Source organism: Agromyces sp. GXQ0307, from assembly GCF_044769845.1.
Lineage (GTDB): Bacteria > Actinomycetota > Actinomycetes > Actinomycetales > Microbacteriaceae > Agromyces.
On sequence record NZ_JBIZVY010000001.1, the window covers coordinates 1 to 18,962 of the forward strand.

Sequence of the window (18,962 nt, forward strand, 5' to 3'; positions counted from 1 at the left end):
AGCAGGAAACACGGGGTTCAAAAATTGGCATTGAACATAGTGCACGCTGTTGAGTTCTCAAGGAACGGACGCACCCGGTTCACGACCGCCGTGCGATCGATCATCCGAAGCGATGTTCGTCAATCATCCGGCGATCCCGCTTGGGGACCGATTCGGATGCTTCGAACCCGGGATCCTGCATGAGAATCAGGGGTTCGGGATCGTGCCGCTTGAGGAGGCGAAGCTTCTCGCTTCACTCGCTCCTGTGGGGCAACGAATGAATACTCTACGGAGATCGCAGGGGTGCCGCAACTCGGCGCCGCATCCCGGGCGTGTCGCGCCTCAGTCCGCCCAGTAGGGCCGATCCGATCCCCACGGATGCGGCGCAGCCGGCCACCCCATCGGCCCCGCCGGCGATGCGATCGCGGGAGCCGCGATGCGCTGCTCGCCCGCAGGGCCGGACACCGTCTCGGCGTGCGAATCGCGCGCCGCATCCCCCAGGCCGACGGGCCCGGGCTCGCCTCGCCTCGGCAGGCCGAGCAGCTCGGCCGCGGTCCGACGGAGCGACATCCTCGCCAGCCGGGTGCCGCCATCGATCGAACGCCGTCCGAGCATCGTCATCACCGCCGCGGCGAGGAAGTACCCCGTCGCGTGATCGAGCGCCTGAGCGGGCAGGGCACCGGGTGCATCGGGCGTCCCTTCCACGAGCGCGATGCCCGACGATGCCTGGACGAGGCTGTCGAACCCGCCCCGCTCCCCCGCCGCCTCGTCGAATCCCCATGCGGAGAGCTGCCCGATGACGAGCCCGGGGTGCCGGTCCGCGAGGTCCTGTGGTGAGATTCCCAGCCGCTCGAGTGATGCCGGCCGGTATCCGAGCACGATGGCGTCGGCCTCGGCGAGCAACTCCTCGAAGCGCGCGGCGTCGCCGGAGGTGCGCAGGTCGAGCAGCGCCGAGCGCTTGCCCGGCCCGCCCTCGAGGTGCTGCCACTCGAGTTCGGGCGGCGACGGCGGGTCGATCCGCAGGACATCGGCGCCGAGCAGCGCGAGCGTTCTCGTCGCGACCGGGCCGGCGATCACACGAGTCAGGTCGAGGATGCGCAGGCCCGCGAGCGGACGGCGGGGCTCGGGCGCGCGGGCCGGCACCGGCCCGGCCGCTCCGAGCGGCAGCAGCTCGATCAGCGGATGCCGCCGGAGCTCCTCGTCGACGTGCGGTTCCTCGACCGCGACGGCGACGCACATCCCGCCGGCTCCGGTCACCGCCTCGACCAGTTCCGCTGCGGCCCAACGAGCGATTTCGGCATCGACGTCCGCGGCATCGGCCCCCTCGCCGACACCGAGCACGCGGCGCAACGCGGCCGCGTGGTGCGGATAGTTGCCGTGCGTGCGCACCCAGCCGTCGCGTGCACGGCGGAATCCGGAGAGCGGCGACCACACGGACGGCGGCTCGCCGTCGAAGCGGGCGACGCGTTCGCTCTGGAATGCGGTCGCGACGCGCGCACCGTCGAGTCGGATCGATCCGGGCGCCGCGGTCGCCGACCAGGCCGCGAGGCTCGCGGCGGCGACGGATGCCACGGCGAGCGACGACACGTCGAGGCACGCCGGCAACGGCGCCTCGGGCAGCGGCGCGAGCGCCGCCGGCTCGGCTGGATCGCGGCCGAGATCCGCCCACACGCTCGCGAGGAGCCGGTCTGCTGCCTCGCGCGCCATCGGGACCTACCGGACGAACACGCCCGCGAGCGTCTTCTTGCCGCGACGGAGCACGGCCATGCCGCCCGCGTCCCCCCGCGCGCCGATGAGCGCCGCGTCGTCCTCGACGCGGACGTTGTCGATCGAGACCCCGCCCTGCGCGATCGCGCGGCGACCCTCGCTGAGGCTCGCCACGAGGCCGGTGTCGACGAGCAGCTGCACGACCGTGGCATCCGCGTCGGTCTCGGTGTGGGGCAGCTCTCGGAGCGCGGCCTCGAGCGTGCCGCGGTCGAGACCGGCGAGGTCGCCCTGGCCGAACAGCGCCTGCGATGCGGCGACGACCGACGCCGTGGCATCCGCACCGTGGACCAGCGTCGTGACCTCGTGGGCGAGGACTTTCTGCGCCTCGCGGCGGAAGGGCTCGCTCGCGACCTTGTCTGCGAGTTCCTCGATGCGCTCGCGCGAGAGGAATGTGAACACCTTGAGCCGGTCGATCACGTCGGCGTCGTCGGTGTTGAGCCAGAACTGGTAGAAGCGGTACGGGCTGCACATGTCGGCGTCGAGCCAGATCGCGTTGCCCTCGCTCTTGCCGAACTTCGTGCCGTCGGAGTTGGTGATGAGCGGCGTGCCGACCGCGTGCACGTGCACGCCCTCGACGCGGTGGATGAGGTCGGTGCCGCTCGTGAGATTGCCCCACTGGTCGCTGCCGCCGGTCTGCAGTACGCAGTCGTACTGGCGGAAGAGCTCGAGGTAGTCGAAGCCCTGGAGGATCTGGTAGCTGAACTCCGTGTAGCTGATGCCGGCATCGGAATTCAGGCGCGACGCGACCGCGTCCTTCTTCAGCATCGTGCCGACGCGGTAGTGCTTGCCGATGTCGCGGAGGAAGTCGATCGCGGACAGACCCGCGGTCCAGTCGAGGTTGTTCACCATGCGGACGGCGTTGTCGCCCTCGGCGGACAGGAAGCGACGGACCTGCGCGTCGAGGCGGCCGACCCACTCGGCGACCGTCTCCTTCGTGTTCAGCGTGCGCTCGGCGGTCGGGCGCGGGTCTCCGATGAGGCCCGTGGAGCCGCCGACGAGACCGAGCGGCTGGTGGCCGGCGAGTTGCAGGCGACGGAGCGTGAGGATCTGCACCAGGTTGCCGAGGTGCAGGCTGGGCGCGGTCGGGTCGAACCCGCAGTAGTAGGTGATCGGGTCGCCGGCGAGGAGTTCCTTCAGTGCCGCCTCATCGGTCGAGACGTGGACCAGCCCGCGCCAGCGGAGCTCCTCCCAGACGTCGTCGAACGAGAGGTCGTTCTGCTGCGTGGCGAGGATCGCGGGGTCGGACACGAGTGCAAGGGTAGCAGCGGGACGGTCAACGAGACGGTGAAGCCTTGTTCCTTGATCGATCTCATTGAAGTCCATATACTTTACTTTGAAGATTAAACTCCCTGAGCTTGGGATGGAGCCCCTGAGATGTTCGTCATCACCGCAGACCAGGTCGGGAGCCGCGCCGATGTCGACCGCTCATCGACCATGCAGCAGGAGTTGCAGGACCGGTTCGACGATCGCCTGCTCCTCCCGGTCGATCAGACGGCCGGCGATGAACTGCAGGCACTCACCGACCAGGCCGCCACCGCAGTCGACCTCGTGCTCCACCTCGCGCGCGACGGCCACTGGAGCATCGGCCTGGGCATCGGCGACGTGCGCGAGCCGCTCCCCGACGCCGTACGGAAGGCCACCGGCGGTGCATTCTTCGCCGCCCGCGAGGCGGTCGAGGCGGCCAAGCGCGCCGACGGGCGCTTCGCGCTGCGGACAGACGGCGACGACGTGGGGCTCCTTCCCGCGCGCGAGGTCGAGGCGGTGTTCCGGCTGCTCCTGCTCCTCCGCGACCGTCGGACCCCGCAGGGCTGGGAGGCCGTCGACCTCGTGCGGTCGGGCCGCTCGCAGAAGCACGCGGCCGAGCTCCTCGGCATCTCCGACGCCGCCATCAGTCAGCGCCTCCGGGCCGCGATGTGGTCGGCCGACGACGACGCGCAGCCGGCGATCGTGCGACTGATCGCGTCACTCGACCGACGCGACGCCGCACACGACGGACCGGACGACTGATCGCTCGAACGCCCGACCCACGTGCGTCCGGGCCCGCGGAGCGGCGGACGCGCGTGCCGCCTCCTCCGACTTCGTCCGAGGCAGCCTCTATGCTCGACGCGACCCCGGGACCCGAACGCCCGGACCCGAACCCGGCGCGAACCCGGAGAGCGGAGGACCCGTGAACGTCGTCGATGCGATGTCGGCCGTCGGCTGGGCGGTGATCGTCGTCGCGCTCGGCGCATCGGCGGTGCTCTCCGTGCTGGCGTACCTCCGCCCCCGGCCCATCCACCTGTGGCCGGCCGCGGGCACCCTGGCGCTCGCGATCGTCGCCGCATCGACGGTGCCCGACGACGTGCCCATGGTCGCGGCGCCGCTCGTCGGCCTCCTCGGCATGGTCGTCGCGGTCTTCGGCGGGAGCCCGGCGGCGGCCACGGCGCTGCAACTCGCGATGGGCTCGAGCACGCCGCCCGGCGCGCACGGCGGCATCCTCGTCGCAGTCAGATCCGACGAGACGACGGCGCCCGGAGCCGCACCGGCTCGTCGGGAGGTCCTCCGAGGCGGCCTCACGATCGGCGTACTCGAACGGCTCGCCTCCGCCGGCACCATCATCGCGGGCTTCCCCGAGGGGCTCGCGATCGTCGTCGCGGTCAAGGGCGTCGGGCGGTTCACCGAGCTCGAGGCGCCGGAGGCGCGGGAGCGTTTCATCATCGGCACCTTCGCGAGCCTCATCTGGGCGTGCGCCGCGGCCCTCGCCGTGCATCTCGCGATCCGGTGAGCGCCCGGCGTGCCCCGGTCAGTGCGACTTCGGATGCCGCCGATACACCGAGACGCCGGGATCACCCGGCACCCAGAACCGCCAGGGGTACGATGCCGCGCCGCCGGCACCGCTGATGCCCGTCCGCGGCCCCGTGGCGTGCGCGAGCGGCGCGAGCCGGACCTCGAGCGAGAACGGCGGCGCGAGCAGGTCGGCGCCGTTGGCGGCGAGCGGCACGCCGAGCGCCTGCGCGAGGCGTGCCGGCCCCCGTGCGAGGTCGCGGTCCGTCGAGCGCGATCGCCGCGACCGTGCGAGGTCGAGTCCGTCGACGACGATCCCTCCACGCAGCAGGATGCCCGCCGAGGTGCCGGGCACGCCGGAGACCACGTTGAGGCACACGTGCATGCCGTACGTGAAGTACGCGTAGAGATGCCCGCCGTCGCCGAACATGACCGAGTTGCGCGCCGTGCGGCCGCGGAACGAATGCGAGCCCGGGTCGACCCCGACCCCGCGGTAGGCCTCGACCTCGGAGATGCGCACCGCGACCCGGCCCTCCTCGGAGTCGTACGCGAGCACCGCGCCGAGCAGCAACGGCGCGAGCTCGACGGAATCGCGCCGGAACCACGCGCGGTCGGGCCGCACGAGTTCGGCGTGCGACGCCGGTCGCGGCATCCGCTCGCCCGTGCTCATCGCGCCCGCCCGTCCGTCGAGGCTCAGTCGTCTCCGCCGGGCAGGACCGACACGAGATGCCGCACGCGGTCGGCGAGCGACGCGAACTGGGCGTCGACGCGCGCGGGCGCGGTGCCGCCGATCCCGTCGCGGCTCGCGACCGACCCCTCGATCGTGAGCACCTCGCGCACCTCGGGCACCAGGTGCGGTGAGATCGACGCGAGCGCCTCGTCGTCGACCTCGTGCAGCTCGAGCCCGTTCGTCTCCGCGTGCCGGACGAGCGCGCCCGTGATCTCGTGCGCGTCGCGGAACGGCACCCGGCGCTTCACGAGCCACTCGGCGACATCCGTCGCCAGCGAGAAGCCGGCCGGCGCCAGCTCGGCCATGCGCTCGGGGTGGAAGGTCAGCGTGGCGACCATGCCGGTGAACGCCGGCAGGAGCACCTCGAGCGTCTCGACCGAGTCGAAGACGGGCTCCTTGTCCTCCTGCAGGTCGCGGTTGTACGCCAGCGGCAGCGCCTTGAGCGTCGCCAGCAGTCCGGACAGGTTGCCGATGAGCCGCCCGGACTTGCCGCGCGCGAGCTCGGCGATGTCGGGGTTCTTCTTCTGCGGCATGATCGACGACCCGGTCGAGTACGCGTCGTCGAGCGTCACGAAGCCGAACTCGCGCGTGCTCCAGAGGATGATCTCCTCGGCGATGCGCGACAGGTCGATGCCGATCATCGCGGCGACGAACCCGAACTCGGCGACGACGTCGCGACTGGCGGTGCCGTCGATCGAGTTCTCGGCGGGGTGCGCGAGCCCCAGGTCGCGGGCGACGGATGCCGCGTCGAGGCCGAGCGTCGACCCGGCGAGTGCGCCGCCGCCGTAGGGCGAGACGTCCGCACGCTTCATCCAGTCGACGAGCCGCTCGAGGTCGCGCGAGAGCGCCCAGCCGTGCGCGAGCAGGTGATGCGCGAGCAGCACGGGCTGCGCGTGCTGCAGGTGCGTGCGCCCGGGCATGATCGCCGTGCGGTGCGCGTCGGCCTGTGCCGAGAGCGCGTCGATGAGGTGCACGAGCATGCGACCGATCGTGATCGCGTGGTCCTTGAGGTAGAGGCGCACGAGGGTGGCGATCTGGTCGTTGCGGCTGCGGCCCGCCCGCAGCTTGCCGCCGAGTTCGGGCCCGACCTCGGCGATGAGCGCGGCCTCGAGGGCGCCGTGCACGTCTTCGTCGGAGTCGGCGGCGACCAGGTCGCCGTCGATCACCCGCTGCTCGAGCGCGTCGAGGCCCGCGATCATGCGGTCGAGCTCGTCGGGCTCGAGGTACCCGGCCGCGGCGAGAGCGCGCGCGTGCGCCCGCGACCCGGCGAGGTCGTACGGTGCGAGCTGCCAGTCGAAGTGGGTCGACTTCGACAGGCGCTGCAGCTCGGGCGAGGGTCCGCCGGCGAAGCGGGCGCCCCAGAGCGAGCCCTCGTTGGTGCCGTGCTGATCGGACATGCTCACGCGTCCTTCCTGGCGAGGAGCCACACGAGCAGCGCCTTCTGCGCGTGCAACCGGTTCTCCGCCTCGTCCCAGATGATCGACTGCGGGCCGTCGATGACGTCGGCGCTCACCTCGTAGCCGCGGTCGGCGGGCAGGCAGTGCATGAACACGGCGTCGGGCTTCGCGAGCGACATCAGGTCGGCGTCGACGGCGTAGGCGCCGAACGTGGCGACGCGGTGCGCCTTCTCGTCCTCCTTGCCCATCGACACCCAGGTGTCGGTGACGATGACGTCGGCGCCGGCGGCGGCCTCGGCGGCGTCGGTGTAGAGCGCGACCGAGCCGCCGGTGGCGGCGGCGATGCGGTCGGCATCGGCGACGACGGATGCCGCGGGCGCGAACTCCTCGGGCGAGGCGACCCGCACGTGCATGCCGGCCGTCGCGCCCGCGAGCACGTACGACTGCGCCATGTTCGACGCGCCGTCGCCGAGGAACGCGACCGTGAGCCCGGCGAGCTCGCCCTTGTGCTCGCGGATCGTGAGCAGGTCGGCGAGCAGCTGGCACGGGTGGAAGTCGTCGGACAGCGCGTTCACGACGGGGACCGTCGTGCCCGCGGCCATCTCGTCGAGGCCGGACTGCGCGTACGTGCGCCAGACGATGGCCGACACCATCCGCTCGAGCACGCGCGCCGTGTCGGAGGGCGTCTCCTTGCCGCCGAGTTGGCTGTTCGCCGTCGAGATGATGAGCGGCGATCCTCCGAGGTCGGCGATGCCGACCGCAAAGGAGACCCGCGTGCGGGTCGATGACTTGTCGAAGATGACGGCGACGGTCTGCGGTCCCGCGAGCGGGGTCTCGACCCAGCGATCGGCCTTGAGGCGGACCGCGAGGTCGAGGATCTCGGCCTGCTCTGCGGGCGAGATGTCGTCGTCCCGGAGGAAGTGGCGGGTCATGGATGCTCCGTTCTGCGCGGGCGCGAGCGGGATGGTCTGTGGTCTGGTGGGCGGGGTCAGCGGGCGTCGGCGACGGCCGCGAGCGCACGGCCGAATCGGTCGGTGAACTCGTCGAGTTCGTCGTCGCCGATGTTGAGCGGCGGGGCGAGGCGGATGGTCGAATCGTTCGCAGCGTTCACGATGAGGCCGGCTCGCATGGCCGCGGCGGAGAGCTCGGACGCGACGGGTTCCGTGAGCGCGACACCCGCGAGGAGTCCGCGGCCACGCATGCCCGCCACGAGCGGCGAGCCGAGGCCGCGCACGCGCTCGCGAAGCTCGGCGCCGCGGCGCGCGGCGTTCTCGACGAGTCCGGCGCGCTCGATCTCGGCGAGGACCGCGTCGGCGACGGCCGTCGACAACGGGTTCCCGCCGTACGTCGAGCCGTGCTGACCGCGCGAGAACAGGTCGGAGGCGTGTCCGAACGTCACGAGCCCGCCGATCGGGATGCCGCCGCCCATGCCCTTGGCGACCGTGATCGCGTCGGGCAGGATGCCGGCGTGCTGGAACGCGAACCACTCCCCGGTGCGCCCGGCGCCGGTCTGCACCTCGTCGACGATGAGGAGCGCACCATGGCGACGCGTCAGGTCGCGTGCCGCCTGCAGGTACCCCTCGGGCAGCTCGAGCACGCCCGCCTCGCCCTTGATCGGTTCGAGGATCAGCGCCGCGACCGATTCGTCGAGCGCGGCCTCGAGGGCCTCGATCGTCGAGGGGATGTGCGTGACGCCACCGGGGAGCGGCTCGAACGCGTCGCGCATCGCGGGCTTGCCCGTGAGTGCGAGCGAGCCCATGGTGCGGCCGTGGAACGCGTCGACCAGGGCGAGGACGCGCGTCCGCGCGCCGCCCGAGTTGTTGAGGCGAGCCAGTTTGAACGCTGCCTCGTTCGCCTCGGCGCCCGAGTTGCCGAACCAGACGCGACCGGCATCGCCGGCCCCTGAGATCCGCGCGAGCCGATCGGCGAGCGCGAGTGCGGGGTCGGTGGCGAAGTAGTTCGAGACGTGCGCGAGCCGCGATGCCTGCCGCGTCACGGCCTCGACGAAGACGGGGTGGGCATGGCCGAGCGAATTCACGGCGATGCCGGCGAGGAAGTCGAGGTACCACGTGCCCTCGTCGTCCTGCACCCGGGCGCCCTCGCCGCGCACGAGCTTCGCGAGCGGCATGCCGAGGGTCTTCATCATGCGCTGCGTGTAGTGCTCGCGCCAGTCGTCGGCGCCCGTCACGACGTCACCCCCGCCCCGTCCGGCTCGGCCGGGACGACCTCGGTGCCGATGCCCTGCCTCGTGAAGATCTCGAGGAGGATCGAGTGCGGAACGCGCCCGTCGATGATCGCGGCCTTCGGAACGCCGCCCGCCACGGCCTCGAGGCACGCCGTCATCTTCGGGATCATGCCCGACTCGAGCGTCGGAAGGATTGCCTCGAGTTCGGGCACGTCGATCTCCGAGACGAGCGAGTCGCGGTTCGGCCAGTCGCGGTAGAGGCCGGCGACATCGGTCAGGATGACGAGCTTGGCCGCCCCGAGCGCGACCGCGAGCGACGCCGCGGCCGAATCGGCGTTGACGTTCAGCGACTGGCCGGGCTGGTCGAGGTCGGGTGCGATCGAGGAGACGACGGGGATACGGCCGGCGTCCACCTGCGCGAGCACCGCCTCGGGATCCACCTCGACGACATCGCCGACGAGTCCGAGGTCGACCTCGACGCCGTCGACGACCGCGCCGCGGCGACGGCCGCGGAACAGCCCCGCGTCTTCGCCCGAGAGCCCCGCGGCGAGGGGACCGTGCTCGTTGATGAGGCTCACCAGTTCGCGGTTCACCTGGCCCGAGAGCACCATCCGGACGACGTCCATGGTCTCGGGCGTCGTGACGCGGTACCCGCCGCGGAACTCGCTCGCGATGCCGAGGCGGTCGAGCATCGACGAGATCTGGGGCCCACCGCCGTGCACGACCACGGGCCTGATGCCGGCGTACCTGAGGTAGACCATGTCCTCGGCGAAGGCTCGCTGCAGCTCGGGGCTCACCATGGCGTTCCCACCGAACTTCACGACGATCGTCTCGCCGTGGAACCGCTTCAGCCACGGCAGCGCCTCGATGAGGGTTCCCGCCTTGCGAGCCGCGGCGGCGGCATCGGCGCGCGCGTCGGCCTCGGAGTCGGTGGAGGTGGTGCTGGACGCGATCGCGTCGGGGGTCATCTGCTCCTCGCTCATGTCAGCTCGAGTACGCGCTGTTCTCGTGCACGTAGTCGTGCGTGAGGTCGTTCGTCCAGATCGTGGCGGATGCCTCACCCGCGTGCAGCTCGACGAGCACGTGCGTCGCGCGCGGCGTGAGGTCGACGTCGTCCCGCGGCCGATCCGGCCGGCCCGCGTGGCAGACGCGGACGCCGTTCATCGTCACGTCGACGAGGTAGGGGTCGAACGGCGCGGAGGTGGTGCCGATCGCCGCGAGCACGCGCCCCCAGTTCGGGTCGTTTCCGAAGATCGCCGCCTTGAAGAGGTTGTTCCGTGCGACCGAGCGACCCACCTCGACCGCGTCGTCCTCGGTCACGGCGCCGCGCACCTCGATCGCGATGTCGTGGCTCGCGCCCTCGGCGTCGGCCTGCAGTTGGACCGCGAGGTCGCGGCAGGCGGTCGTGAGCGCCTCGACGAACGTCTCCGGATCGGGCTCGACGCCCGACGCGCCGGACGCGAGCAGCGTGACCTGGTCGTTCGTCGACATGCAGCCGTCGGAATCGAGGCGATCGAACGTGACGCGCGTGGCCCGCCGCAGCGCCGCGTCGAGGGCGGCCGCGTCGACGACGGCATCCGTCGTCAGCACGACCAGCATGGTCGCGAGGCCCGGAGCGAGCATGCCCGCACCCTTCGCCATGCCGCCGATGCGCCATCCGTCGACGACGACCTCGACCGTCTTCGGCTTCGTGTCGGTGGTCATGATCGCGCGCGCCGCGTCGGCGCCCGCGGCCTCGTCGCTCGCGAGCCGGTTCGTCGCGGAGAGCACGCCCTCCTCGAGCACCTCGCCGTCGAGCTGGTCGCCGATGAGCCCGGTCGAGCAGATGAGCACGTCGCCCGCCGAAACGCCGAGGGCGGATGCCGCGGCCTCCGCGGTGCGATGCGTCACCTGGAACCCCTCGGGCCCCGTGAAGCAGTTCGCGCCGCCCGAGTTCAGCACGATCGCGGCGACCGCGCCGTCCTGGACGACCTGCTCGGACCAGAGGATCGGGTTCGCCTTCGCCCGGTTCGACGTGAAGACCGCGGCCGCCGCCTGCGACGGCCCTCGGTTGACGACGACGGCGAGGTCGAGTGCGCCGGAGCGCTTGATGCCGGCCGCGATGCCGGCGGCGTCGAATCCCTGGGGTGCGGTCACGCTCACGGTGCGACTCCGTTCACGGGGAGCCCGGTCGCCTCGGCGAGGCTGAGGGCGATGTTGGCGGACTGGATCGCGGCGCCGGCGGTGCCCTTCACGAGATTGTCGACCGCGGTGACGACGACGACCCGCCCCGCGGCCTCGTCGACCGCGAGGCCGATGAGCGCGGTGTTGGCACCGAGCACGTCGGCCGTGCGCGGGAACTGGCCGTCGGGCAGCACCTGCACGAACGGCTCCCCCGCGTACGCGTCCTCCCAGGCCGCCCGCACGGTCGCGGCATCCGTCCCCGCCACGACCCGCGCGGTCGAGGTCGCGAGGATGCCGCGCGACATCGGCACGATCACGGGCGTGAAGGAGATCGTCGGCGCCGCCGCCCCCGCCCACCGCAGCGCCTGCTGGATCTCGGGGATGTGGCGATGGGTGCCGCCGACGGCATACGGGTTCGCCGAGCCGAGGATCTCGGAACCGAGGAGGTGCGCCTTGAGCGCACGACCCGCCCCCGAAGGTCCGACGGCGAGCACCGAGACGAGGTCGGCGTCCTCGATGACGCCGGCGCGGATGCCCGGCGCGAGCGAGAGCGCCACCGTGGAGGCGTTGCAGCCCGGCGCCGCGATGCGCCGCGTGCGGGCCAGTCGCGTGCGCTGCGTACCGGAGAGGCGCGGAAGCTCCGGCACGCCGTACTCCCACGCGCCGTGGAAGTCGCCGCCGTAGAACGCGGCCCAATCGCCGGCATCCTCGAGCCGGTGGTCGGCGCCGCAGTCGATCACGAGCGTGTCGGCGGAGAGCTCGGCCGCGATCGCACCGGACGCGCCGTGCGGGAGCGCGAGGAAGACGACGTCGTGACCGGCGAGGGTCTCGGCCGAGGTCTCCTTGAGCGTGAGGTGCGTGTAGCTGCGGAGGTGCGGCTGGACCGCGGTGAGCGGCTGGCCGGCGTTCGAGTGCGCGGTCACGGTCCGCATGTCGAACTCGGGATGGTCGGCGAGGAGACGCAGCAGCTCCCCGCCGGCATAGCCGGACGCGCCGGAGACGGCGACGGTAAACGTCATGGAATCCACCTTATTGGGCTGAACGATCGGGATGACGGCTCCGGCGACGCCCAGGGCGGCAGGCTCAGGCCGCCGCGGGAGTCGCCTGGATTCGGCGCCCGCCCCGACGTCGGCCGCGCAGCACGACGACACGCACGACGCGTGCGGTCTCGGCGGGCCGGGTGGTGGACATGCGGCGACCATAGCCGCGCGAGCACGCGCGGTGCAAATCGCGTGACGGTGGAGACGAGCGGATGGCGCGCACCGTCGCCGATCAGACGTCGTCGCCGCGCGTGCGCACCCACGCCCGGTCGACCAGCGCCTCGAGCACGGAGAGGTCGACGGTCGAGAGACGGCCGACCCAGAGGCATCCGGCGCCGACCTTGACCTTGCCGAGCCGATCGATGAGCTCCTCGGCGCCCGGGGTCTGCAGTCCGTACAGCGAGATCGAGGCCTTGCGTGGCGAGAACGCGACGACGGCCGTGTCGCCCTCGTGACCCGAGTCGTACCGGTAGTGGTGCAGGCCGTAGCCGACGATCGACGGACCCCACATGACCGCGTCGGTATCGGTCACGCGATCGAAGAGCTCGCGCAGCACCAGGCCGTCTTCACGCCGCCCGGCGGGCTCGACGGACTCGAGGAACTCCGACACCGAGGCTCCAGTGGGAACCGTCTTCGCTTCGGCCATGCTCAACGGTACCGCCGCAGGGGCGGCTCGGCGAGGACCGGACTCGCGGGTCGACGCGCCGATCGAGCCTGCGACGCGCGAGGGCGCCCGGCCGGTGACCGGCCGGGCGCCCTCGAGACGGTGCGACGACGGACGCTACTCGCGGATCGCGGCGCGCGTGCGCTCGGACGCGAGGGCAGCGCCGGCCATCTTGGCCTCGCTCGCCTCGGCGGCGGTGAGGGTGCGGTCGCCGGCCCGGAAGCGCAGCGCGAACGTCAGGCTCTTCGAACCCTCGGGCACACCGTGCCCGCGGTAGTCGTCGACGAGCTGCAGGTGCTCGAGGAGTTCGCCCGCGCCCTCGCGGACGGCGGCCGCGACGGTCGCCGCGGGGACCTCGGCGCCGACGACGAGCGAGAGGTCCTGCGTCGCCGCGGGCAGCGTGCCGATGGGGCGCGCCTCGACCGCGTCGCCGGCGAGTTCGATGATCGCGTCGAGGTCGACCTCGGCGACCGCGACCACACGCGGCAGGTCGGCCTCGGCGGTGAGCTTCGGGTGCAGCTCGCCGGCGTAGCCGACCAGCTGCCCGGCGACGCGGACCTCTGCGGTCCGGCCGGGGTGCATCGCCTGGTGCGACCCCTGCGCGAACTCGACCTCGGCGCCGGCGGCGTGCGCGATGCGGCGGACGGCGTCGAGCGCGTCGGCGATGCCCGCCGCCTCGGCGGCACGGCCCGGCTGCTTCGCCTGCCTGTCCCCAGTGAGCAGCACGCCGACATGACGCGGCTGCGCGGGGATGCCGTCGTTCAGCTCGGCGAGCGTGTCGTCGGACGGGCGCTCCCAGCCGATCGGCAGCTCGGCCGAACCGTACGCGCGACCCTTCTCGGGCAGGAACACCAGGCCGAGCTCGTACACGTCGAGGTCGGTGAAGCCGCGCGAGAGGTTTCGGCGTGCGACGCCGATGAGGCCGGGGATGAGCGAGCGGCGCAGGAACGGCGCGGTGGCGTCGAGCGCGTTGGCGAGCTTCACGCTCGCCACGGGCGAGCCGTCGGCGGAGCCGTGCACGGCGTTCTCCGCCTCGCTGACGAACGGGAAGGCGAGCACCTCGGTCGCACCGGCGGCCGCGAGGGCGTCGGCGACGCCGCGGCGCACGCGCTGCGACCGCGTGAGCCCGCGCCCGGGCGGGGCGACGGGCAGCACCGACGGGATGCGGTCGTAGCCGAGCAGGCGCGCGACCTCCTCCGCGAGGTCGACGTTCGCGGTGAGGTCGGGTCGCCACGACGGCGGGACGACGTCGAAGCCGCCCTCGACGCGGGTGACCGCGCCGCCGATCTCGGCGAGCGCGTCGTGCACCTCGTCGGCCGTGTACTCGACGCCGATGAGGCCGGTGACGAAGCCGTCGGGGAGGTGGATGGCCTCGCGCGCGGGCGCCTCGTGGATGAGCGAGCCGCTCTCGTCGGCAGTCCCGCCGGCGAGGTCGACGAGGAGCTGCGCGACGCGCGATGCGGCCGCACCGGCGACCGCCGGGTCGACGCCGCGCTCGAAGCGCTTGGACGCCTCGCTCGGCAGCTTGTGCCGACGCGCGGTGCGCGCGATCGACACGGGGTCGAAGTTCGCGGCCTCGATGAGCACGCTGGTCGTCTCGTCGCCGATCTCGGTGTCGGCGCCGCCCATGACGCCCGCGAGCCCGATGGCGCCGCGGTCGTCGGTGATGAGCAGGTCCTCCGGGTGCAGCGCCCGCACCTTGCCGTCGAGCGTCTCGAGGGTCTCCCCCGCAGCCGCACGACGCACGACGATGCCGCCCTGCAGCCGGTCGAGGTCGTAGCCGTGGATCGGCTGGCCGAGCTCGAGCATGACGTAGTTCGTGATGTCGACGGGCAGCGAGAGCGAGCGGATGCCGGCGAGCTTCAGCCGCGCGACCATCCATGCCGGCGTGGTCCGCGTCGGGTCGATGCCGCGCACGATGCGCGTGGCGAACACACTCGCGCCGACGCGGCCGCGGATGGGCGCCTCGTCTCGGACCTCGACCGGGAACGCGTCGGCGGATGCATCCGCCGCCGCGACCTGCGCGGCCGGGTCGCGGTATACCGCGCCCGTCGCGTGCGCGTACTCGCGGGCCACGCCGCGGATCGAGAACGCGTAGCCGCGGTCGGGCGTGACGTTGATCTCGACCGCCGCGTCGTCGAGGCCGAGCAGCGCGATCGCGTCGGAGCCGACCGGCGCGTCGATGCCGAGCGTCGACAGGCGGAGGATGCCGTCGTGGTCCTCGCCGAGGCCGAGCTCCTTCGCGGAGGCGATCATGCCGTCGGAGACATGGCCGTAGGTCTTCCGCGCCGCGATCGGGAACGGGCCGGGCAGCACCGAACCGGGCAGGGTCACGACGACCTTGTCGCCGGCGAAGAAGTTCCGGGCGCCGCACACGATGCCGTGCACGGCGTCGCCGCCGTCGGCGGCCTGCTCGCCGTCGGCCGCGACGCGCACCTGGCACCAGCGGATGGTCTTGCCGTTGGACTGCGGCTCCTCGACGAACTCGAGGACCTCGCCGACGACGATCGGACCCTGGAGGTCGAACGTGTGCACGTCCTCCTCCTCGAGCCCGACGCGCACGAGCGCGGCGTGCACGTCCTCGAGGGACGTGCCCGGCGGGAGATCGACGTACTCGGCGAGCCAGCTGAGAGGCACTCGCATCGGTTAGACCACCATTCCGAACTGCTGTGAGAAGCGGATGTCGCCCTCGGCCATGTCGCGCATGTCCTGGACGTCGTTGCGGAGCATGAGCCCGCGCTCGATGCCCATGCCGAAGGCGAAGCCCGTGTAGACCTCGGGGTCGATGCCGGCGGCGCGGAGCACGTTGGGGTGCACCATGCCGCAGCCGCCCCACTCGATCCAGCGCGGGCCGTCCTTGAAGGTCGGGTGCCAGAAGTCGAGCTCGGCCGACGGCTCGGTGAACGGGAAGAAGCTCGGCCGCAGGCGCACCTTGGCCTCCTCGCCGAAGATCGACTTCACGAAGTGGTCGAGCGTGCCGCGGAGGTGCGCCATCGTCAGGCCCTTGTCGACGGCGAGGCCCTCGAACTGCATGAACACGGGCAGGTGCGTGGCGTCGAACTCGTCGGTCCGGTACACGCGACCGGGCGCGAGCACGTAGATCGGCACCTCGCGCTCGAGCATCGAGCGCACCTGCACGGGGCTCGTGTGCGTGCGCATCACGAGGTGCGCCTCGGGCGGGTCGACGAAGAACGTGTCCTGCATCGCGCGCGCCGGGTGGTCGGCGTCGAAGTTCAGCGCGTCGAAGTTGAACCACTCGCTCTCGACCTCGGGGCCCTCCGCGATCTCCCAGCCCATGCCGGTGAAGACGTCGCAGACGCGGTCCTGCAGCAGGGCGAGCGGATGCCGCGCCCCGGCCGTGAAGCGAGACGGCAACGCCGTGACATCCACTGCCTCGGCGGCGAGCTGGGCCTCGGCCTCGGCCTCGAGGATCTCGGCCTCGCGCGCGGCGAACGCCTGGTTCACGCGACCGCGGGCGGAGCCGACGAGTTTGCCGAGGGCGGCCTTCTGGTCGTTGGGGACATCGCGCAGCGACGCGTTCAGCCGCGCGAGGGTCGACTTCTCGCCGGTGTGCTCGGCGCGGACGGCCTTGAACGCGGCGGAGTCGCCCGCGACGGCGATCGCAGCGAGCGCCGCGTCGACGGCGGCAGCGACGGCCGGTTCGGTGATCTGGAGGGGCTCGGACACGAAGAACGAGTCTAGTCGTGGCGCGAGCGCGCCCGCGCGCCGCTAGATCGAGCCCTGACCCATCTGCCGCGACTCGGCGTTCGCCTTCGCGATCCCCATGAGCAGCTCTTCGTTCTCCTGATCGGGGTTCGGCGGCTTCTGCCCCGTCCGGCGGGCCGTGCGCTTGGCCACCCACCGCGCGAACCACGACAGCGAGAGGTTCATCGCAAGGTACAGCACCAGCGTGACGACGAAGAACGAGAACAGGTAGTAGTTGCCGTAGAAGCTCGCGAGCTGGTTCATGTTGACCCGCAGCAGCTCGACGTACCCGACGATGTAGCCGAGCGAGGTGTCCTTCAGGAGCACCACGAGCTGGGCGATGATGATCGGCAGCATCTGGCGGAACGCCTGCGGGAACTCGATGAGCATCTTCGACTGCATCGGCCGCATGCCGAGGCTGAGTCCGGCCTCGCGCTGCCCCTTCGGCAGTGCGGCGAGTCCGGCGCGCAGCGCCTCGCCGATGAGTGCGCCGTTGTACAGCGTCAGGGCGGCGACGACCGCCCAGAACGAGCCCGTGTTGAGCACGAGGAGGATGAACAGCATCATCAGCAGCACGGGCATGCCGCGCACGAACTCGAGCACGACCGCCGTGGGGATGCGAATCCACGCGGTCTGTGCGCTGCGCAGCAGGGAGAACACGATGCCGAGCGCGACCGCGAGCACGGCCGCGGTCAGGGCGGCCCGCAGGGTGCCCCACACGCCGGCCACGAAGATGTAGCGCCACACGGTCGGGTCGGCGAAGATGTCCCACCGCGACGGGTCGAAGTAGCCCGGCAGGTCGCCGCGCGGCGCGTTCAGGGTGAAGAACACCCAGGCGAGGCCGCCGAGGATCGCGATGACGCCCACGATGGAGGCGATCAGCGAGTTGCGCCGGGCGACCGGACCCGGGGCGTCGAAGAGCACGTTCGTCATCGCTGCACCACCCAACGTCGTTCGAGTCGTGCCGCGAGGAGGCCGAGCGGCACCGTGATGAGCAGGTAGAAGGTCGCAACGCCGAGGAGGACCGGGATCACCTGGTCGCCGCGCGCGTTCGCGACGGTGCGGCCGACGGCGAACAGTTCGACCACGAAGAAGCCGCCCGCGACCGACGTGTTCTTCGTCAGCGCGATGAAGACGTTGATGAGCGGCGGGATCGTCATCCGGAACGCCTGCGGCAGCACGATGAGCCCCACGGTCTGGGCGAAGCCGAACCCGACGCTGCGAGCCGCTTCGGCCTGGCCGACCGGCACGCCGTTGACGCCGGAGCGGAGTGCCTCCGCGACGAACGGCGACGTGTAGACGGAGAGGCCGATGATCGCCGCGGTCACGTAGTCGAGCCGTGAGCCGAGCTGCGGAAGCACGAACGCGCAGAAGAACAGCACGAGCGTGAGCGGGGTGTTCCGCACGAGCTCGGTGTAGACCGTCGCGAACCAGCGCAGCGAGGGCACCGGGGAGATGCGCATGGCCGCGATCAGCGTGCCGATGACGAGTGCGGCGATTCCCGAGACCACCAGCAGGAGCACGGTCGTGCCGAAGCCCTGCAGGTAGAGCGGGAAGTTGTCGAGGACCGCGTCCACGCGCTTCCTTCCTGTGGTGTGTGGTGGGCGTGCCGACCCGGGAGGTCCGGGCGCCCAGCGGCGCCCGGACCTCCGTGCGGATCAGTACCGGTCGACGGCCGGCGGCTCGCGGAACTCGAGCACCGCTCCGGCGGTCTCCTCCCACGCGGCCTCGTACGACCCGTCCTCGTAGGACGCCTCGAGGACGTCGTTGATGAAGTTCCGGAAGTCGTCGTCGCCCTTCATGAGGCCGATGCCGTAGGGCTCGGCGGTGAACGGCTCGCCGACGACCTTGAACTCACCGGGGTTCTGGTCGACCAGGCCCGCGAGGATCACGTTGTCGGTCGACACCGCGACGGCCTGGCCGCTGCGGAGCGGCTCGAGGCAGTTACTGTACGTGTCGGTCTCGATGACCTCGGCGCCGAGCTCCTTGAGGTTCGCGGCGGGGGTCGAACCCGTGACCGAGCAGACGGGCTGCCCGACGAGGTCGTCCTCGCTCGTGATGTCCTCGTTGTCGGCGAGCACGAGGATCGACTGGCCGGCCTCGAAGTACGGCCCGGCGAAGTCGACGACCTCCTTGCGCTCGTCGTTGATCGTGTAGGTCGCGACGACGAAGTCGACCTGGCCGTTCTCGATGAACGGCTCGCGGTTCGCCGAAACCGTCTCGACCCACTCGATTTTCCCGGGCGCGATCCCGAGCTCGCCGGCGATGATCTTCGCGATCTCGACGTCGAAGCCGACCGGGATGCCGTCGGGGCCGACCAGGCCGAACAGCGGCTGGTCGAACTTGGTGCCGACCGTGACGGTGCCCGCCTCGGCGAGCTCGGCCATCGTCGTGCCCTCCTCGAACTCGGGGGCCTCCTCGACGCTCGGCTCTGCGCCGTCGTCGCCGGGCGTGCCCGCGTCGCCGGCGCAGCCGGCGAACAGGAGCGCGGAAGCGGCCGCCGCGGCGACCAGGGCGATTCTGCTGCGTCTCATGTCGTGCCTCATCTCTCGTGTCGTTCGGGTCCCCG

General features: G+C 71.7%; 17 protein-coding genes. 2 read left to right on the top strand and 15 right to left on the bottom strand.

The window, feature by feature from the left end; all coding sequences use genetic code 11:
- Window positions 1-321: 321 nt before the first annotated feature.
- Window positions 322-1,686, bottom strand: a complete 1,365-nt coding sequence (locus ACIQH8_RS00005) for a CoA transferase (protein ID WP_400993245.1) — start codon at window positions 1,684-1,686, stop codon at window positions 322-324.
- Between the two features lie 6 nt (window positions 1,687-1,692).
- The gene (gene tyrS, locus ACIQH8_RS00010; protein WP_400993247.1) at window positions 1,693-2,994 is read right to left on the bottom strand and encodes a tyrosine--tRNA ligase; all 1,302 of its coding nucleotides are present in this window, start codon (window positions 2,992-2,994) and stop codon (window positions 1,693-1,695) included.
- Window positions 2,995-3,120: 126 nt separating this feature from the next.
- Between tyrS and ACIQH8_RS00015 the strand changes: the two genes are divergently transcribed.
- Entirely contained in the window at window positions 3,121-3,753 is a 633-nt protein-coding gene (locus tag ACIQH8_RS00015; RefSeq protein WP_400993250.1) for a DNA-binding protein, read from the top strand.
- Window positions 3,754-3,913: 160 nt separating this feature from the next.
- Window positions 3,914-4,510, top strand: a complete 597-nt coding sequence (locus tag ACIQH8_RS00020; protein WP_400993252.1) for a hypothetical protein — start codon at window positions 3,914-3,916, stop codon at window positions 4,508-4,510.
- A gap of 18 nt (window positions 4,511-4,528) precedes the next feature.
- Here the strand turns inward: ACIQH8_RS00020 and ACIQH8_RS00025 are convergent, their stop codons facing one another.
- The 13 genes from ACIQH8_RS00025 to ACIQH8_RS00085 all read right to left on the bottom strand — a co-directional run bounded on the left by ACIQH8_RS00025 (window position 4,529) and on the right by ACIQH8_RS00085 (window position 18,927).
- A complete protein-coding gene (locus ACIQH8_RS00025; protein ID WP_400993254.1) occupies window positions 4,529-5,179 on the bottom strand; it encodes a DNA-3-methyladenine glycosylase in 651 nt (216 codons plus the stop codon).
- 23 nt (window positions 5,180-5,202) lie between these two features.
- Complete coding sequence (argH, locus tag ACIQH8_RS00030; protein ID WP_400993256.1) at window positions 5,203-6,636, bottom strand: argininosuccinate lyase; 1,434 nt, start codon at window positions 6,634-6,636, stop codon at window positions 5,203-5,205.
- 2 nt (window positions 6,637-6,638) lie between these two features.
- The gene (argF, locus tag ACIQH8_RS00035; RefSeq protein WP_400993258.1) at window positions 6,639-7,568 is read right to left on the bottom strand and encodes an ornithine carbamoyltransferase; all 930 of its coding nucleotides are present in this window, start codon (window positions 7,566-7,568) and stop codon (window positions 6,639-6,641) included.
- Between the two features lie 56 nt (window positions 7,569-7,624).
- A complete protein-coding gene (locus ACIQH8_RS00040; RefSeq protein WP_400993261.1) occupies window positions 7,625-8,824 on the bottom strand; it encodes an acetylornithine transaminase in 1,200 nt (399 codons plus the stop codon).
- Complete coding sequence (argB, locus tag ACIQH8_RS00045; protein ID WP_400995630.1) at window positions 8,821-9,789, bottom strand: acetylglutamate kinase; 969 nt, start codon at window positions 9,787-9,789, stop codon at window positions 8,821-8,823. Before argB ends, ACIQH8_RS00040 begins: the two co-directional genes overlap by 4 nt.
- Window positions 9,790-9,805: 16 nt before the next feature.
- Window positions 9,806-10,963, bottom strand: coding sequence for a bifunctional glutamate N-acetyltransferase/amino-acid acetyltransferase ArgJ (argJ, locus tag ACIQH8_RS00050; RefSeq protein WP_400993263.1), 1,158 nt, complete (start codon window positions 10,961-10,963; stop codon window positions 9,806-9,808).
- Window positions 10,960-12,003 (bottom strand): N-acetyl-gamma-glutamyl-phosphate reductase, encoded by a 1,044-nt coding sequence (argC, locus tag ACIQH8_RS00055; protein WP_400993264.1) that lies wholly within the window; start codon window positions 12,001-12,003, stop codon window positions 10,960-10,962. The genes argJ and argC overlap by 4 nt, the downstream gene beginning before the upstream one ends.
- Window positions 12,004-12,256: 253 nt before the next feature.
- Entirely contained in the window at window positions 12,257-12,670 is a 414-nt protein-coding gene (locus ACIQH8_RS00060; protein ID WP_400993267.1) for a DUF1801 domain-containing protein, read from the bottom strand.
- A 135-nt stretch (window positions 12,671-12,805) separates the two neighbouring features.
- Entirely contained in the window at window positions 12,806-15,331 is a 2,526-nt protein-coding gene (gene pheT / locus ACIQH8_RS00065) for a phenylalanine--tRNA ligase subunit beta (protein WP_400993269.1), read from the bottom strand.
- A gap of 3 nt (window positions 15,332-15,334) precedes the next feature.
- Window positions 15,335-16,375: a phenylalanine--tRNA ligase subunit alpha gene (pheS, locus tag ACIQH8_RS00070; protein ID WP_400993272.1), complete on the bottom strand. Its 1,041-nt coding sequence runs from the start codon at window positions 16,373-16,375 to the stop codon at window positions 15,335-15,337.
- A 42-nt stretch (window positions 16,376-16,417) separates the two neighbouring features.
- Complete coding sequence (locus tag ACIQH8_RS00075) at window positions 16,418-17,326, bottom strand: amino acid ABC transporter permease (protein WP_400993274.1); 909 nt, start codon at window positions 17,324-17,326, stop codon at window positions 16,418-16,420.
- Window positions 17,323-17,970, bottom strand: coding sequence for an amino acid ABC transporter permease (locus ACIQH8_RS00080; protein WP_400993277.1), 648 nt, complete (start codon window positions 17,968-17,970; stop codon window positions 17,323-17,325). Before ACIQH8_RS00080 ends, ACIQH8_RS00075 begins: the two co-directional genes overlap by 4 nt.
- A gap of 81 nt (window positions 17,971-18,051) precedes the next feature.
- Window positions 18,052-18,927: a glutamate ABC transporter substrate-binding protein gene (locus ACIQH8_RS00085; RefSeq protein ID WP_400993280.1), complete on the bottom strand. Its 876-nt coding sequence runs from the start codon at window positions 18,925-18,927 to the stop codon at window positions 18,052-18,054.
- Between the last annotated feature and the right edge of the window lie 35 nt (window positions 18,928-18,962).

Coding starts and splice junctions, on each gene's coding strand:
- ACIQH8_RS00005 (WP_400993245.1), bottom strand. CDS start 1,686: ATGGCGCGCGAGGCAGCAGACCGGCTCCTCGCGAGCGTGTGGGCGGAT.
- ACIQH8_RS00015 (WP_400993250.1), top strand. CDS start 3,121: ATGTTCGTCATCACCGCAGACCAGGTCGGGAGCCGCGCCGATGTCGAC.
- ACIQH8_RS00025 (WP_400993254.1), bottom strand. CDS start 5,179: ATGAGCACGGGCGAGCGGATGCCGCGACCGGCGTCGCACGCCGAACTC.
- argH (WP_400993256.1), bottom strand. CDS start 6,636: ATGTCCGATCAGCACGGCACCAACGAGGGCTCGCTCTGGGGCGCCCGC.
- argF (WP_400993258.1), bottom strand. CDS start 7,568: ATGACCCGCCACTTCCTCCGGGACGACGACATCTCGCCCGCAGAGCAG.
- argB (WP_400995630.1), bottom strand. CDS start 9,789: ATGACCCCCGACGCGATCGCGTCCAGCACCACCTCCACCGACTCCGAG.
- argC (WP_400993264.1), bottom strand. CDS start 12,003: ATGACGTTTACCGTCGCCGTCTCCGGCGCGTCCGGCTATGCCGGCGGG.
- ACIQH8_RS00060 (WP_400993267.1), bottom strand. CDS start 12,670: ATGGCCGAAGCGAAGACGGTTCCCACTGGAGCCTCGGTGTCGGAGTTC.
- pheT (WP_400993269.1), bottom strand. CDS start 15,331: ATGCGAGTGCCTCTCAGCTGGCTCGCCGAGTACGTCGATCTCCCGCCG.
- ACIQH8_RS00075 (WP_400993274.1), bottom strand. CDS start 17,326: ATGACGAACGTGCTCTTCGACGCCCCGGGTCCGGTCGCCCGGCGCAAC.
- ACIQH8_RS00085 (WP_400993280.1), bottom strand. CDS start 18,927: ATGAGACGCAGCAGAATCGCCCTGGTCGCCGCGGCGGCCGCTTCCGCG.